This is a genomic window from Microvirga sp. GN3, assembly GCF_055792825.1.
The window spans coordinates 1-13,993 of sequence record NZ_JBVVAK010000092.1; the positions used below are offsets into that span (position 1 = coordinate 1).

Consider the following 13,993-nt stretch of genomic DNA (forward strand, 5'->3'; position numbering starts at 1 on the left):
TCATTGGGGTTCCTTCAGCTGGGGTGCAGTCGAGCAACTCCACCATAGCCGGTCCGCCCAATGACCACCTCATCCCAACACCCGGCGCGTCAGCAAATTTCCACCACTAGCGCGGACTCTACCGGGAGTGAACGGGCAGTCCAATGTCCCGATGCCTGAGGAGCAGAAGAACACGACGGAGAGGTTTCTGCCGAAAACTGACCAGGTGGCGATGAGGAGGCGATGACGGGAGATCATTCATGTCTTTGCACCCACGGGGAGACGGCTGGAGACAACATCCACTCCACCCACGCGGAGCAGCTCTCCGCCGTTTGCTGGGGCTGGTCAGGCATGAGAACGCGCTCCATCACATGCGCCAGGCACCACCTCGTAAACCGCTCCGCCGCTGCATGTTTATCGTGGATATGGATGCCACCGGCGGCCTTATGAATGGTGAGGTATATCGCGATCTGCTCGACCGTCGGACCAAGGCTGCGCGTAAGGAACTCTTCTCCCAGGCGGGGGAAACGGCCAAGCGAGCCGACGATGAGACGCAGCGTCGCCACCGTCGCTGGGGCCTCCATCACCTTAAGAATTGCAAGCCCCGTCTGCCTCAGAGCCGAGGCTGGGCTCGGATCCTCCAGATCAGGCGTTGGCAGTTCCTCTGCAATTCGTCCGGCCTCAGAATGGATTAGAGTCCTGAACAGATCGTCCTTGCTGTCGAAGTAATTGTAAAGCGTACCCTTGGAGACCTTGGCCTTCATTGCGATCTCCTCCATGGTGGCCTCCGCATAGCCGTTCAGGCGAAAGATCTCTCTGGCACCGTTCAGGATCTGACGATTCTTCGGGATACTTCGAAAATCAGAGTCTCGTTTATCGCCCGCGGGAGACACCGTTCCGTGCATGGTAGATCCTCGATGCCTGTACCGTGGTCAGGGGTGGGCCCTGACAGCAATGCCAGGGCCCGGCGGGATGCTCATCGAGTCTGCGTGCAGGGGGCACAGGACTGCAGGCTGAGCATCCCGCTGTCGGAATATCGCTGTTGGACTGGACGATCGGCGAGGTTTAAGCGCGCTTCACTGTATAGCGGAACCACCTGACGTGGGTTCTCTTCGAGCTTCGGCTTCACCTGGGACCGAGGTTGGGCCCCAACCGTCCCCGGCGACTTCGCAGCCTGCGCCTTCGCATATCGGGCGAGGCCGATCTTGATGGTGACCAGCACGGGCGCGGCGATGAGAAAGAGTATAGCGACCGCATTGAACGCCGTATCGAAGGCAATCACGGTCGACTGACCTGCAACGACCCGCCCCAGGAGGCTCATGGCAGCGCGGCCGGCCGCCGCGGCGTCCATTCCCTTTGCCACCAGCATGGCCGTCGTTGCCGTTAACCGCTCACTGATCGCCGGAACGCCGGCTGCGACGTGGGAGCCGAGCACCGCGAGGTTGCCCGCGACGTTATGCTCGATCAGGGTCTGGAGCCCGGCAACGCCCATAAGACCGCCAAGCTGACGGCCCGTATTGAAGAGACCGATGCCAGAGGCAAGATTGGCGCTGGTGAGAGTGCTGAAGGCGATCAGGGTAATCGACAAGAACAGGAAGCCGAGGCCCAGACCGCGCAGCAGGATGGCGCCCATCATGTCGTCCGCGCCGCTTTGACTGGTCGAGCCGGACAGCATCCACATCGCCACCATGATCATCAGAATGCCGAACGGCACTGTGGCGAACGGAGCAACACGGCGCACCTGAAAGAGGAAGGCGGCAATCAGGAGGGCGCCTACGAACAAGGCGCCACTGGGTAACAACAGGAGGCCGGCGTCTGTCGGCGTGAACGCGAGGGCGGAGACGGCAAAGGCCGGGATCAGGAACGCGCTTCCGAACAATGCGGCGCCGGCAACAAAGCTGACAATGAAGGCAAAGGTAAAGTCGTCTGATCGGAATGCGGTAAAATCGAGCAGACCCTGTCCTTTGGCCATCACCTGTTGGCTGAGAAAGGCCAGCAGGGCGGCTGTGCCAATCACGGTCAGCCACAGGATGCGAGACTCCTCGAACCAGTCCCACCGGCTGCCCTGGCTGAGTACGTAGGTGAAGCACAACAGGGTGGTGGAGATCAGCGAGAAGCCGATCCAATCGAACGGACGAGGCGTGGCCTTGACGGGATCTGGACCATCGACCATCAACAGGAGGCCGACAGACCCCATGGCTACCGGAACCACACTGAAGAAGATCCAGGTCCAGGAGTGGCTATCGAGCAACCAACCCTGAAGGGCAGGGGCGATTGTCGCGGGCGCAACGACCGACCCCATCGCAAACAGAGCTTGGAGGATCGGCTGATAGGTTCGCGGATAGGCGAGAAAGATGATCGCCTGGCCGGCAACCAGGAGGATACCGCCAGAAAGACCCTGGAAGACGCGAAGGGCGATCAGCAGGTCCAACCGAGCCGTCAAGGCAGCCAGGCCACAGGCCGTGCCCATCACGAGTGTCGCCATGATGATCAGGCTGCGTAGATTGATCCGGGTAATCAGCCAGGGAGCGCAGATGAACCCGACCATCTTGAAAGCGGTGTAGCCAACATCGAGCCAGGCGAACTCATCCGGCGTGGCATAGGTATCACCGATGATGTCGGCGCGCCCGAGCGACAGGACAGTGCTGGCGATCGCCTCCGTCAGCGCCGCCAGCACGATCCCTGTGACAAGAAGGGCTCCTGCCGCAGGCTTGTCGCGGCTCGGCAGGGCGACAACCGCGGTGGTCATGAGCCGCTTCCTTCGGTGATCTCGACCCGCGCCGACAGGCCGGGCACGAGGCGGCCGGGCAACGGGTTGTTGGCGAACCGGATCTTGACCGGGACGCGCTGGACGACGCGAACGAAGTTCCCGGTGGCGTTGTCCGCAGGAAGCAAGCTGAAGGCGGAGCCGCTGCCCGGCGCAAAGCTGTCCACCACGCCTTCCAGCACCTCGTTTGGATAGCCATCGACTGAGATCCGGGCGTGCTGGCCGGGCCGGATATGTTCGAGCTGGGTTTCCTTGAAGTTCGCCACGATCCACACGTCGGCGACCGGCACGATATCGAGCAGGGAGGCGCCTGGGGCGACAAGCCGGCCGACTCGGACCTGGCGGTTGCCGACCACGCCGTCGACCGGCGCCCGAACCACGGTGTTGTCGAGATCGATCTGGGCGAGATCGCGGGCGGCTTGGGCCTGCGCCACGGCGGCCACGGCAGCTTCGCGCTGGGTCACAAGGACAGCAATGCGCCGCTGCTGAGCCTCGACCGTGGCCGCCGCAGCCGATACGCCTGCCTCGGCCCGCGATCGCGCCGCATCGCTCTCATCGATCTGGGCCTGACTGACGGCATTGCTGCGGATCAACTGGCGGTGGCGGTCCGAGGCCTTGGTCGCGCGATTCAGCTCGGCGACGGCCGAATGCTTCTGGGCCTCGGCCTGCCGGATGAGCGCATGCTGGAGTTCGGTCTCGGCATCGACATTGGTCAGGCGAGCCTGGGCCGCTTCGATGTTGGCCACAGCTTGGGCAAGCCGGGCGCGGTAGTCCCGATCATCGATCCGAAACAACACGTCACCCGCCCGGACGGTTTGGTTGTCCTCAACCTCGACCGTGGTGACGTAGCCTGCCACCTTTGGCGCGAGGGAGGTCACGTCGCCGCGGATATAGGCGTTGTCGGTCGAGGTCTCGTCACTTGAGCGGGCCCAAGCCCAACCCGCAGCTGAGACGACACCGGCACCGAGGCACAACAGGATGCCGATCCGCTTCTTCTTGCTGAGTTGCGCCATGGCACCCTCCGGTAATGTATATTACCACCGTCCTATACGGTAATGCTGGTTACCAGTCAAGAGGAGCTTACCGCGTGATCCAGAAGCATGCCTGTCCCATAGAGGTCGCACCATTGATCCAGTGGCGTGGACGCCCACGCGATAGGTCTACGACGACTATACCGAGGTCTAGGTGCCTCGCGTCCGCTAGGGTCCTTAGCCGGCCCATTAGTGTGCGGTCCAACCGCCATCGACGGAGATCGCCGTGCCCGTAATCTGGTCTGCTGCGGGCGAGCACAGGAAGGCCACGGTGCCGCCGAGTTGCGTGGGAGAGATAAAGTCCAGGGACGGCTGCTTTTCCGCCAATAGATCCTTTGTCGCCTCCTTCTCGGTGATATGCCTCTCTGCGGCGATATCGCTGATCTGCTTTTCGACTAGCGGCGTTAGCACCCAGCCGGGGCAGATCGCATTGCACGTCACGCCGCTCCCTGCGGTCTCAAGGCCAACCACCTTTGTCAGGCCGACCAGCCCATGCTTGGCTGCCACGTAGGCGGCCTTATGGGGTGAACCGACGAGGCCGTGAGCGGAGGCGATGTTGACGATCCGCCCCCAACCCTGCTTCCTCATCAGGGGCACAGCGGCTGCAATGCCGTGGAATGCCGCCGATAGATTGATCGCCAGAATGGCATCCCACTTGGCGGGCGAGAATTCCTCCACAGGCGCGGTGAACTGGATGCCGGCATTGTTCACCAAGATGTCCAGGCGCCCGAACGTCTCGACCGTGGTGGCGATCAAACCACGCACGGCTTCTCCGTCCGACATGTCAGCTTTGTTGTAGACCGCGCGTACACGGTGGTTGCGTTCGAGGCCACTGCGAGTCGCTTCGATCTCGCCGGCATCGCCAAGGCCATTCAAGACAACATCTGCGCCCTGTCGGGCTAATTCGTTGGCAATCCCCAGCCCAATTCCGCTGGTCGAGCCAGTGATGATAGCTACCTTCCCCTTCAACATGGGACAATCCTTTCAAGGTCCTGATGAATTGAATACGCCGCTGCTCAGTCGCCGCGATGTACGTCATGTGTGACGATGCCGAGCTCGGGCGGCGGACCCAGGCGCCGCGGATCAGCCAGTGTGCGGCGGATGTCCTCCAGTCCGCTCTGCCAATGACTGCGCATCGCGCTCAGCCCGAATTCGTAATCCTTGGAGTGGCCCTCATAGATCTTGGACTGGTAGATCAGGTGGATGATGTTGTAGGAACAGTGCTGGGCCATTTCCATGATAGCGCTGATCTCTGGATCGTCCTTTGCGCTCTCCGGCAACTTCTCAATCGTTCGCTGCAAAGCCTTGCGCATTTTTTGCATCCGCTTCACCTGGTCGGTGACGGCACGCGTTCGGCTCGAATACTGGATGTCCTTGTGCCGGCTCGACACCTCCATCATGTCGTTGGGAATACGGCCCCTGACCGACCAGAGGTCGACCTGGAAGGTCAGCGTCTCACGCCGCTGCTCGCTGGCCAGGATGTGGGAAAGAGGCGTGTTCCAAACCACGCCGCCATCCCAGTAGTGTTCGCCGTCGATTTCGATGGCTGGGAAGCCGGGCGGCAAGGCGCCGGAAGCCATAAAGTGCTTCGCCCTCAAAGGCTGTTCTGCCGTATCGAAATAGGTGAGATTACCAGTACTGACGTTCACAGCACCGACGCTGACGCGAACCTCGCCGGAATTGAGCCGATCGAAGTCCACAAGCCGCTCCAACGTCTTGTGCAGCGGAGACGTATCCTAGAAGCTCGTCGCAGCATCGTCCGTGAAGGGCGACCAGAACGGTAGCGGAAAGCGCGGCTTAAAGAAGCCGGGCTGGCCTTGCAGAAGCGCTCGCATCGCCGCCGCAGCGTTGTGCATCGAGCGTAGGTCAAATGCATAGGGAAGGGCGTCGCCGAGCCCCTCACCGGCAGGCCATTCCACCGGAGCGGCACAGATGGTTTCCCAGAATTCACGTAGTCGAGCAACGCGCTCAGGTTCGGGCGAACCGGCGATGATAGCTGCGTTCAGGGCTCCGATCGAAATACCCGCCACCCAGTTCGGCCGAATGCCGGCCTCGTGCAGGCCCTCATAGACCCCAGCCTGGTAGGCGCCGAGTGCCCCGCCACCCTGCAACACCAAGGCCACGACCTCGTATGGCAGGGAATTTAACTGCTGTGGCGCAGGAATAATCTGCTTTGGATCCACGTTCAGCATTCATTGAACTCCGTGAGTTGCAGTTGTTTCGAAGTCATCCTGCAGTGGCTTCGGCCAGGATCTCGGACCCGCGTTTTTGTACTGCCCTGCCTTGGGCTCGGTAGTCGTGCACCACCGTGCCAAGCCCGAGGGTCAGGTCGGCAACAATGTGCTTCGCCGAAAGCACCTGAAGGACAGGCAGCTCGGCGACGGGCGCCAGGGCATGCGAGAACAGGTCGAGCGCCGCCGGACCAGTCCAGGCGCCCTTCACCGTGATATCCTCGAGGTGAAAGCGCACCAGTTCGCAGATCCGCGCCGTGCCGTCCACGTGCGGGATGACCTTGATCAGGAAATTGGGTGCGGCGAGTTTCCTGGCTTCGAGCGTGGCATCGAGGGCGCGGTGCTTGTAGCCCATGGTGCCGGTCGCGACCCGAACCGAGCCGTAGTTCAAGGTGCCGACCAGTGTGTCGGTCTCGACCGCCAGGGTTGGCTGGGCCAGTTTCTTGGGAAAGCCCCACAACTCGCGCCCCCGGCGATCGGGGGATGATCGTTGAGGAACATCTGATGGGTGTAACTACCCGCCTTACCCTGAAAGGAGACCGGAATCACCTGGCCGCTTTCAGTGTAGTCGCCAAACCCGGTCGAATCCGGCATGCGAATGAACTCGTAGTTCACCACCGGCTCGGCAAGCTCGAGCGGTTCCGGTACCAGCCGGCGTAAGACTTCGGGATCCGTCCGGTACTGGATGATGAAGTACTCGCGGTTGATGAAGCGATAGGGGCCTGGCGGAAAAGCAGGGTTCGTCAGCGGCATGGCAAACGCCGTCCCGCGCACAGTGCGTTGGTCCATCGTCGATTATTCCAGGTTGGTCGTAAGGAAGCGGGCCGCGCTCTGAGACAAGGCGCGGCCTCAGCAAGGAGTACTTAGAGATCTTAGAGATCAGTGACACGCTCCGGATCGGCTGACGCGAGCGCAGCGGCACGATCGGCGGGCGGCGGATAAATCCACACCGTGTTGATTTCCTGCTTGGTCTTCTTGGCCTCCGCTCCGACCGACATCACCTTCCGGTCCCAGCCGCGGGTGAAGACCGCCCCGGCTTCGCCCAGGTCGAGACAGGTGGCATAGGCCCTCTGGTGATAAGCTTTGGTCGGAACACCCAACAGGTCAGCCGCGGCATTGTGGCCCGCAAAAGCGCCCATCCGCGTGGCGTGCTGACACGACATCAGGGCGTAGTTGCCGAGATCGTCGCATGCGGCCCGGGCCGCGTCGCCAGTGGCAAAGACACTTGGCTCTGATGGTATGCGCAAATCGCGGTCGACAAGCAGGCGTCCGAGATTGTCCCGCTCTGCCGCAATCTGCGTGGTCAATGGTGCAGCACGCATGCCGGCAGCCCAGATCACGGTTGCGCTCTCGATGTGCTCACGGTCAGAGAGCGTGACGCCGGATTCATCCAAGGCTGCGACGGCGACGCCGAGCCGCACCTCGATGCCGAGTTCCTGCAGGGCGGCCTCAATAATAGGGCGGGGACCTGGGCCCATATCGGGAGCGATGGCGTCACTCCGCTCGACGATGATCACGCGGGACCTGGCATTCTCGCCGAGGATTGCACGAAGCCGGGACGGCATTTCCGTTGCCGCCTCGATGCCGGTGAACCCGCCGCCGGCGACGACGACCGTATCGCGCCCGCTCGATGCCGGACGATCCGCCAGATTGTGCAGGTGCCGATCGAGGGCGATCGCGTCATCGAGTTGGTCGACGCTGAAGGCATGCTCGTCGAGGCCAGGAATGTCTGGATGGAACAGCCGAGAGCCAGTGGCTATGACGAGCCGATCAAAAGAAAGGCTCCCGTGCATGCCGTTGGTTGTCACGCCTTCCACCACCCGAGATGCGGTATCGACGGTCTCAATGCTACCTTGCACGTAGACAACGTCGATGGCCCTGAGGACCTCCTGAAGAGGGGCTGTGAGGGTTTCGGGCCTCGGTTCGTAGAGCCGCGGCCGAACCACCAAGGTCGGCTCGGGTGCCACCAGGGCGATCTCAAGTTCCGCGGGGGAAACACCTTGAAGGTCGCGTAGGCGGGCAGCGGACAAGGCGGCGTACATGCCGGCAAAGCCGGCGCCGATAATGACAAGTCGCATGTGATTGAATCCTGTTGTTTGAATTTTCCAGACGTATGTCAGGGACTGCCGCGGCTGCTCGCTGCGGCGGCGTCTGTCTTCGATTGAAAAGGCCGGCGATTAATGATGACGATCGTGCGCCCGATCTCCTGCGCTCATGATCATCTCGACTGCCTTAGCCAGTTCGTCCTCGTCGAGGTCCGAGAATCCATAGCTGTCGATTACGGAGAGGCTGCCATCGGAATACGCCTCCAGCCAGAACAGTGGCACGCCCAGAATCTCGGGCGAAGCCTCGGTCAGCCGCACGTTCAGCTGAGGCAGGCGAACCACGATCATCGAGTGGATCTCCTCTCTCGCGGGGGACGGCAGGTGAGCTGCACATACGCGCGGATGATCCGTTGCTCGATCGCGTCAGCATTCAGCCCTGCCCAAGACACCTCTATGGGCGTGGGATTCAAGCAATTCATCATTAGTCTCCGGTAGCAGAGCCTTTCCCGCGAGGTTGACGCGGACGCTCTGCCAAGCGCGCTCCAATAGGGGTTACGCTTGGACCAGCTCTTTCGATCTGAGCCGGAACAGGTGGCGTAAGGAGCGCTGTTGAGTTGCGTTATAAGGTTCGGTAATGATCATTACCATTGACACATAGGGTAACGAGCGTTACCAGTCAAGGGCATAGATTGTGATAGGAGGTTCGATGCCTGTGGTAGCAGCAAAGTCAGCACGGCCAAGCAGCCGCCGGGAAGCCCTTCTCCAAGCGGCTGCCGAGGTCTTCTTTGAACAAGGCTACGCGGCGACAAGCATCGATGCGATTATCGAACGCGCCGGCGGCTCGAAGCGCAACATCTACAATGAGTTCGGCAACAAGGAGGGCCTGTTCGCGGCCATCGTTACCGAAAACGCCGATAAGGTGCTATCAACCTTGGCGATTGAAGAGATCCAGGGTCGTGATTTGCGAGAGACGCTGACAGCCTTCGGGCAGCATCTCATGAGCGGATACATGTCGCCAACCTTGATCGGTATCTATCGAATGGCTGTTACCGAGGCCAATCGCTTTCCTGATCTTGTGAAATCGTTTTATGAGCAGGGACCTGGTCGAGCCACCTCCCAACTCGCCGAGGTGCTGGAAATTGCCAAGAAGCGAGGGGACATCCAGGCTAACGATTGCCAGCGCTTAGCCGGGCATTTTGTCGGCATGATCCGTGACAACCTTCATCTGCAGGTCATTCTCGGCCTTCGTCAGCCGCCGTCAGGCAAAGAAATGCGGGCGGCAGTTGCCTCCGCGGTTGAGCTCTTTCTGAATGGCGTTCGATCCAGCCCCAGCAAATAAACTTGCCCCTAATGCCTATGCTAACAACTCATACATGAGCGACACAAACCCCGCGTCATGCGACAAACGCATAGTGCCGCCCGATAATTTGAGTAGTCGTATTGCTACATCCGGCGGATACTTCAGCTCGCCAACCGCAGAGCGAGATCAAGTGCAATATTTGGCCCTAATAGCGCCCTGGCCTTCCTTGTCCGGCAGGAGCAGCCGATGACGAGAGCGTCCCATTCACTGACCGATACCGCCTCCGACGACACACGTGCCCAGCAAATTCTCGAGAGCATGCCCGGCTTCGCGTGGTCGGCTGACCCCGCCGGTAGGTTCACCTACGTTAGCCCAAGTACCCTGGCGTTCCTCGGCGGTGCGTCAGAAGAGCTCAACGTTTCCGACGAAGACGATGAGTTCGGATGGCGCCGCGTCGTCCATCCCGACGACTATGATCGTATTGCCGCCCGATGGCAGCATTGCCTCAAAACCGGTGATCACTACGATACGGAGCATCGTCTCAGGCGTGCCGATGGCCACTATCGCTGGTTTCGAAACTCGGGCCGACCTTCGAGGGACAGCCAGGGGCGTATTACCCAATGGTACGGCACTACAATCGACATTGAGGATCAAAAGCGGGCCGAGGCCGCGTTGCGCGACCGGGAACAGGAGCTGTCCCAGCTCGTGAACATCGTTCCGAGCCATGTCTGGCGCCTGACACCCGATGGTGAACCAACGTTCTTCAACAAGCGTATGGTGGATTATCTCGGCCTGGACGTAAAAGATACGAACAAGCCAGGTATGAGCCAACTGGAGGCGATGATAGAGACCGTCCATCCGGACGACGCAGAGGCTTTTCGAGATACCCTCCACCAGTGCCTCGTCACCGGCGAGAGCTTCGGGTTACGGTATCGCCTGCGTCGTGCCGACGGCATATATCACTGGATGTCAAGTCGGGCCGAGCCGTTACGAGACCCGGATGGAAACATCGTCCAATGGTACGGCCTCTGTCACGACATCGACGATCAGGTCCACGCTGAAGAGGCCGTGCGGCAAAGCGAGCACCAGCTTCAGCAGATGATCGATGCTGTGCCGGTCCGCATCTGGAGCGCAACGCCCACGGGCGAGATCGTCCACTTCAACAAGCCGTACCGCGACCATTTCCGCTCCGTTATTGCGAACTTCGACGATTTTGGAGAGCCGCATATCGAAACATTCCTGCAAGAGCTACTCCATCCCGAAGACGTCTCCGACGTGCAGCGCAGGCTGTGGAATTGTTTCGAAACCGGTCAGGGATGCGTGATGCGGTTTCGTTGGCGGGAGATAGATGGGCTTTATCGGTGGGCGGAGTGCCGGGTGGCGCCTTGTCGTAATCAGGACGGGGCGATTGTGCAATGGTACGGAGCCTCTCTCGATGTCGATGATGAGGTGCGCACGCAGGAGGCACTCCGGCGGAGCGAACAGCAGCTTCAGCAGATGATCGACGCTGTGCCAACTCTCATCTGGTGTATGACGCCAGAGGGCATACCGTGCTACCTCAACAAGCGGGTTGCGGATGTCACCGGCGTCACTCTGAAAGACATGATCGCACCTGACGGATCGCGCAACCTGACGGTCATCCATCCCGATGACCGGGCCATGGTCGATCAGGTGTTCGCGCGGGCGATCCCGACAGGCGCACCGATTACAGTAAGGTATCGCCAGCGACGGGCAAACGGTTCTCATCGGTGGGTTGAGAGCCGGGCGGAGCCCTTGCGCGACGCCTCTGGCAAGATCCTCCAATGGTACGGCGTGAGCGTCGACATTGACGATATGGTAACAGCGCAGGAGGCCTTGCGCGACCGGGAACAGGAACTGTCCCAGCTCGTGAACATGGTGCCGGTTCACATCAGGCGCATGACGCCCAAAGGCGAGCCGATCTTTTTTAACAAGCGCTTGATCGACTTCTTCGGTCTGGGGGACTTAGCCGAATTGGACAAGCCGGGTATGAGCCGACTGGCGGCGGCCATTCAGACCCTTGTCCACCCCGACGATGCTGACCTCCTGCTGGCGACGGCCCGCCATTCCTTTTCCACCGGCGAGCCCTTCTCCATGAAGTACCGCATGCGCCGTGCCGACGGGGCGTATCGCTGGGTTGATGGCCGCGGCGAGCCGATCCGGGACCAAAACGGGACAATTCTACAATGGTACGTGATCTCCATTGACATCGACGATGAGATGGGGGCTCAGGAGGCGTTGCGTAATCGGGAGAGAGAACTCTCACAGCTCGTTGATATGGTTCCGAGCCTGCTCTGGCGATTGTCTCCCAAGGGTGAACCAACCTTCTTCAGCAAGCGTCTGATCGAGTTCTGCGGCCTGGACGTGGGCGACTTCGACAGACCGGGCATGGATCGGCTGGCGACAGCGATAGCGACCCTGTTCCATCCCGACGACGCCGCCAGGTTAGAGGAAGCGCTCGGCCACTCCCTCACGACTGGTGAGAGTTTCTCCCTGACCTATCGCATGCGTCATAGAGACGGGACTTACCACTGGATGTCCGGCCGTGCCGAGCCGCTCAGGGATGACAGTGGACGCATCGTCCAGTGGTTTGGCCTCTCACATGACATTGATGAACAGGTCCGCGTTGAAGAGGAGCTGCATCTGGCGAGAGAGCGCCTTACAAGGGCGAGTCAGGCCGCGAGCCTTGCCGAGCTGTCAGCCGCCATCGCTCATGAAGTGAACCAACCCTTGGCCGCGATCATCGCCAATTCCAATGCATGCCAACGCTGGCTCGCAGCCACACCTCCCAATCTCGAGCGCGCTCAGAAAACGGTGGAACGCATCATTCATAATGCAAATTCCGCGGGTGACGTCGTGAGCCACATCCGTGCCTTGTTCAAGCACTCGGTGGAGGCAAGGACGAACACGACGCTCGAAAGCATCATCGGTGATGCCCAGACCCTCATGGCCGAAGAGGCAGCGCGGCGCCGCATCCGCATGAAGGTTGAGGTGGAGAATAATCTCCCACCGATCGCGCTCGACCGCGTCCAGGTCCAGCAGGTTCTCGTTAATCTCATCCGCAACGGTATGGATGCAATGGACTCTGTCACGGAGAACAGAGTTCTCGGAGTCCGCGTGCACCGTCCGGGAGATACAGTCCAAATCGATATCAGTGACCACGGCCGAGGAATTGAGTTCCCAGAGAGAATATTCGAGCCGTTCTTCACCACAAAGGAACATGGCATGGGCATGGGGTTGGCAATCTGCCGATCAATTGTCGAGTCTCATGGCGGGCGGTTGTGGGCCGAGAACAACGAGTCACAGGGGGCGACGTTCACCTTCACGCTGCCGATTGAAGTGAAGATGGCATCATGATGCCGGGACAGCCGAAAAAATTCTTCGGCTCTCGGTGCCGTTCCTCGTGGAACTCGGAGGACTTTCTATGAGCACGCCCGACATCAAAGCCGATCGCCCGCTGGTTCTCATCGTTGACGACGACGAGGAGGTCCGGACTGGGCTTCAGGAGCTCATGCTATCCGTCGGCCTCGATGCCATGTGTTTCGCGTCACCTCGCCAATTGCTGGAATCCGAGCTTCCCGACCGCCCCGGCTGCCTGGTGCTCGACGTCCGCATGCCCGGGGCAAGTGGTCTCGATCTTCAGCACCAACTGGCCGCAAAGGGCAACCTGAAGCCCATCATTTTCCTCACCGGCCATGGCGATATCCCGATGACGGTTCAGGCTATGAAAGCCGGAGCCGTCGATTTCCTCACAAAGCCGTTCCGGGACCAGACCCTGCTTGACGCCATCACTGTTGCGATCGAGAAAGACGTACAGCAGAGGGCGGCTACCCGTCGCGCCAAGCAACACTTCGATCTTTTTGCTACTCTGACGCACCGGGAGCGGGAGGTGATGCGGGAGGTGGCGCGGGGCCGGCTGAACAAGCAGATCGCCTTCGATCTCGGAATCAAGGAGATCACGGTCAAGCTTCATCGCGGCAATGTCATGCGTAAGATGAAGGCAGCCTCCGTTGGCGAGTTGATCCGCGCTTGGGAGACCCTACCCGCTGACCTTCGCGATAAGTCCTGAATCCTAGACCTTGGTATGGTTACCAAGCCGCGTGTTTGAGCGCAGCTTTGGGAAGTCGGTTTCACCGGCTGTAGTAGTAAAGGTCACCCGCTTGTTCAATCCGCCAGTCATCGCGGTCGTGGATGACGAGGAGGCCATCCGTGATGCCCTCTCCGATCTCCTTCTGGTTATGGGTTACTCCTGTCAAGCCTTCGACCGGGCCGAATCCTTCCTCGCAGCCAATACACCCGATCACTTCGACTGCCTCATCACCGATATCCGAATGCCCGGCATGAGCGGCTTGGACCTGCTGCAGCACCTCAAGGCAGCCGGCTCAACACTGCCTGTGATCGTCGTAACCTCCCTGACTGATCCACTGACCCGAAGTCGGGCACTGGCGAGCGGTGCCCACGCGTATCTGACCAAGCCGGTCACCGACGAAGCCCTCCTTCAGAGCCTCAGAACCGCACTGCCCGGTAGGGAGATCCCGCCCGACTATGAGGAAGGGCCGTCTGGCAGCTAGGAAACGGCAAGGTCCCACTCCTCCCCGAGGACGGACCTAAACCTCGGTATA

General features: G+C 60.6%; 10 protein-coding genes and 2 pseudogenes. 4 read left to right on the top strand and 8 right to left on the bottom strand.

The annotated features are described in order from the left end of the window. Positions 1–233: 233 nt before the first annotated feature. The 8 genes and pseudogenes from ACS5Q1_RS31475 to ACS5Q1_RS31510 form a co-directional block, all read right to left on the bottom strand. Positions 234–884 carry a TetR/AcrR family transcriptional regulator gene (locus ACS5Q1_RS31475; RefSeq protein ID WP_473101900.1) on the bottom strand — a complete coding sequence of 217 codons (651 nt, stop codon included), beginning with the start codon at positions 882–884 and terminating at the stop codon, positions 234–236. Positions 885–955: 71 nt separating this feature from the next. Continuing rightward, the gene (locus ACS5Q1_RS31480) at positions 956–2,728 is read right to left on the bottom strand and encodes an MFS transporter (RefSeq protein ID WP_473101901.1); all 1,773 of its coding nucleotides are present in this window, start codon (positions 2,726–2,728) and stop codon (positions 956–958) included. Further along, positions 2,725–3,759, bottom strand: a complete 1,035-nt coding sequence (locus tag ACS5Q1_RS31485) for an HlyD family secretion protein (protein ID WP_473101902.1) — start codon at positions 3,757–3,759, stop codon at positions 2,725–2,727. The genes ACS5Q1_RS31480 and ACS5Q1_RS31485 overlap by 4 nt, the downstream gene beginning before the upstream one ends. 207 nt (positions 3,760–3,966) lie before the next feature. Next, positions 3,967–4,749, bottom strand: a complete 783-nt coding sequence (locus tag ACS5Q1_RS31490) for a 3-hydroxybutyrate dehydrogenase (protein ID WP_473101903.1) — start codon at positions 4,747–4,749, stop codon at positions 3,967–3,969. A 44-nt stretch (positions 4,750–4,793) separates the two neighbouring features. Continuing rightward, positions 4,794–5,969, bottom strand: a pseudogene (locus ACS5Q1_RS31495) (DUF3734 domain-containing protein). A gap of 154 nt (positions 5,970–6,123) precedes the next feature. Next, positions 6,124–6,797: pseudogene (locus ACS5Q1_RS31500) on the bottom strand (acetoacetate decarboxylase); the annotation flags it as partial. Positions 6,798–6,880: 83 nt separating this feature from the next. Further along, the gene (locus ACS5Q1_RS31505; protein WP_473101904.1) at positions 6,881–8,086 is read right to left on the bottom strand and encodes an NAD(P)/FAD-dependent oxidoreductase; all 1,206 of its coding nucleotides are present in this window, start codon (positions 8,084–8,086) and stop codon (positions 6,881–6,883) included. 99 nt (positions 8,087–8,185) lie between these two features. Next, a complete protein-coding gene (locus ACS5Q1_RS31510) occupies positions 8,186–8,401 on the bottom strand; it encodes a hypothetical protein (protein ID WP_473101905.1) in 216 nt (71 codons plus the stop codon). A 358-nt stretch (positions 8,402–8,759) separates the two neighbouring features. Here ACS5Q1_RS31510 and ACS5Q1_RS31515 point away from each other — a divergent pair, with 358 nt between their 5' ends. The 4 genes from ACS5Q1_RS31515 to ACS5Q1_RS31530 all read left to right on the top strand — a co-directional run bounded on the left by ACS5Q1_RS31515 (position 8,760) and on the right by ACS5Q1_RS31530 (position 13,942). Next, positions 8,760–9,392 carry a TetR/AcrR family transcriptional regulator C-terminal domain-containing protein gene (locus ACS5Q1_RS31515; RefSeq protein WP_473101906.1) on the top strand — a complete coding sequence of 211 codons (633 nt, stop codon included), beginning with the start codon at positions 8,760–8,762 and terminating at the stop codon, positions 9,390–9,392. Between the two features lie 207 nt (positions 9,393–9,599). Then, on the top strand, positions 9,600–12,728 hold the full coding sequence (locus tag ACS5Q1_RS31520) for a PAS domain-containing protein (RefSeq protein ID WP_473101907.1): 3,129 nt from the start codon (positions 9,600–9,602) through the stop codon (positions 12,726–12,728). A 67-nt stretch (positions 12,729–12,795) separates the two neighbouring features. Continuing rightward, positions 12,796–13,440, top strand: coding sequence for a response regulator transcription factor (locus ACS5Q1_RS31525; protein WP_473101908.1), 645 nt, complete (start codon positions 12,796–12,798; stop codon positions 13,438–13,440). 91 nt (positions 13,441–13,531) lie between these two features. After that, on the top strand, positions 13,532–13,942 hold the full coding sequence (locus ACS5Q1_RS31530; protein WP_473101909.1) for a response regulator transcription factor: 411 nt from the start codon (positions 13,532–13,534) through the stop codon (positions 13,940–13,942). Positions 13,943–13,993: the final 51 nt, after the last annotated feature.

Coding starts and splice junctions, on each gene's coding strand:
- ACS5Q1_RS31485 (WP_473101902.1), bottom strand. CDS start 3,759: ATGGCGCAACTCAGCAAGAAGAAGCGGATCGGCATCCTGTTGTGCCTC.
- ACS5Q1_RS31510 (WP_473101905.1), bottom strand. CDS start 8,401: ATGATCGTGGTTCGCCTGCCTCAGCTGAACGTGCGGCTGACCGAGGCT.
- ACS5Q1_RS31480 (WP_473101901.1), bottom strand. CDS start 2,728: ATGACCACCGCGGTTGTCGCCCTGCCGAGCCGCGACAAGCCTGCGGCA.
- ACS5Q1_RS31475 (WP_473101900.1), bottom strand. CDS start 884: ATGCACGGAACGGTGTCTCCCGCGGGCGATAAACGAGACTCTGATTTT.
- ACS5Q1_RS31520 (WP_473101907.1), top strand. CDS start 9,600: ATGACGAGAGCGTCCCATTCACTGACCGATACCGCCTCCGACGACACA.
- ACS5Q1_RS31525 (WP_473101908.1), top strand. CDS start 12,796: ATGAGCACGCCCGACATCAAAGCCGATCGCCCGCTGGTTCTCATCGTT.
- ACS5Q1_RS31505 (WP_473101904.1), bottom strand. CDS start 8,086: ATGCGACTTGTCATTATCGGCGCCGGCTTTGCCGGCATGTACGCCGCC.
- ACS5Q1_RS31490 (WP_473101903.1), bottom strand. CDS start 4,749: ATGTTGAAGGGGAAGGTAGCTATCATCACTGGCTCGACCAGCGGAATT.
- ACS5Q1_RS31515 (WP_473101906.1), top strand. CDS start 8,760: ATGCCTGTGGTAGCAGCAAAGTCAGCACGGCCAAGCAGCCGCCGGGAA.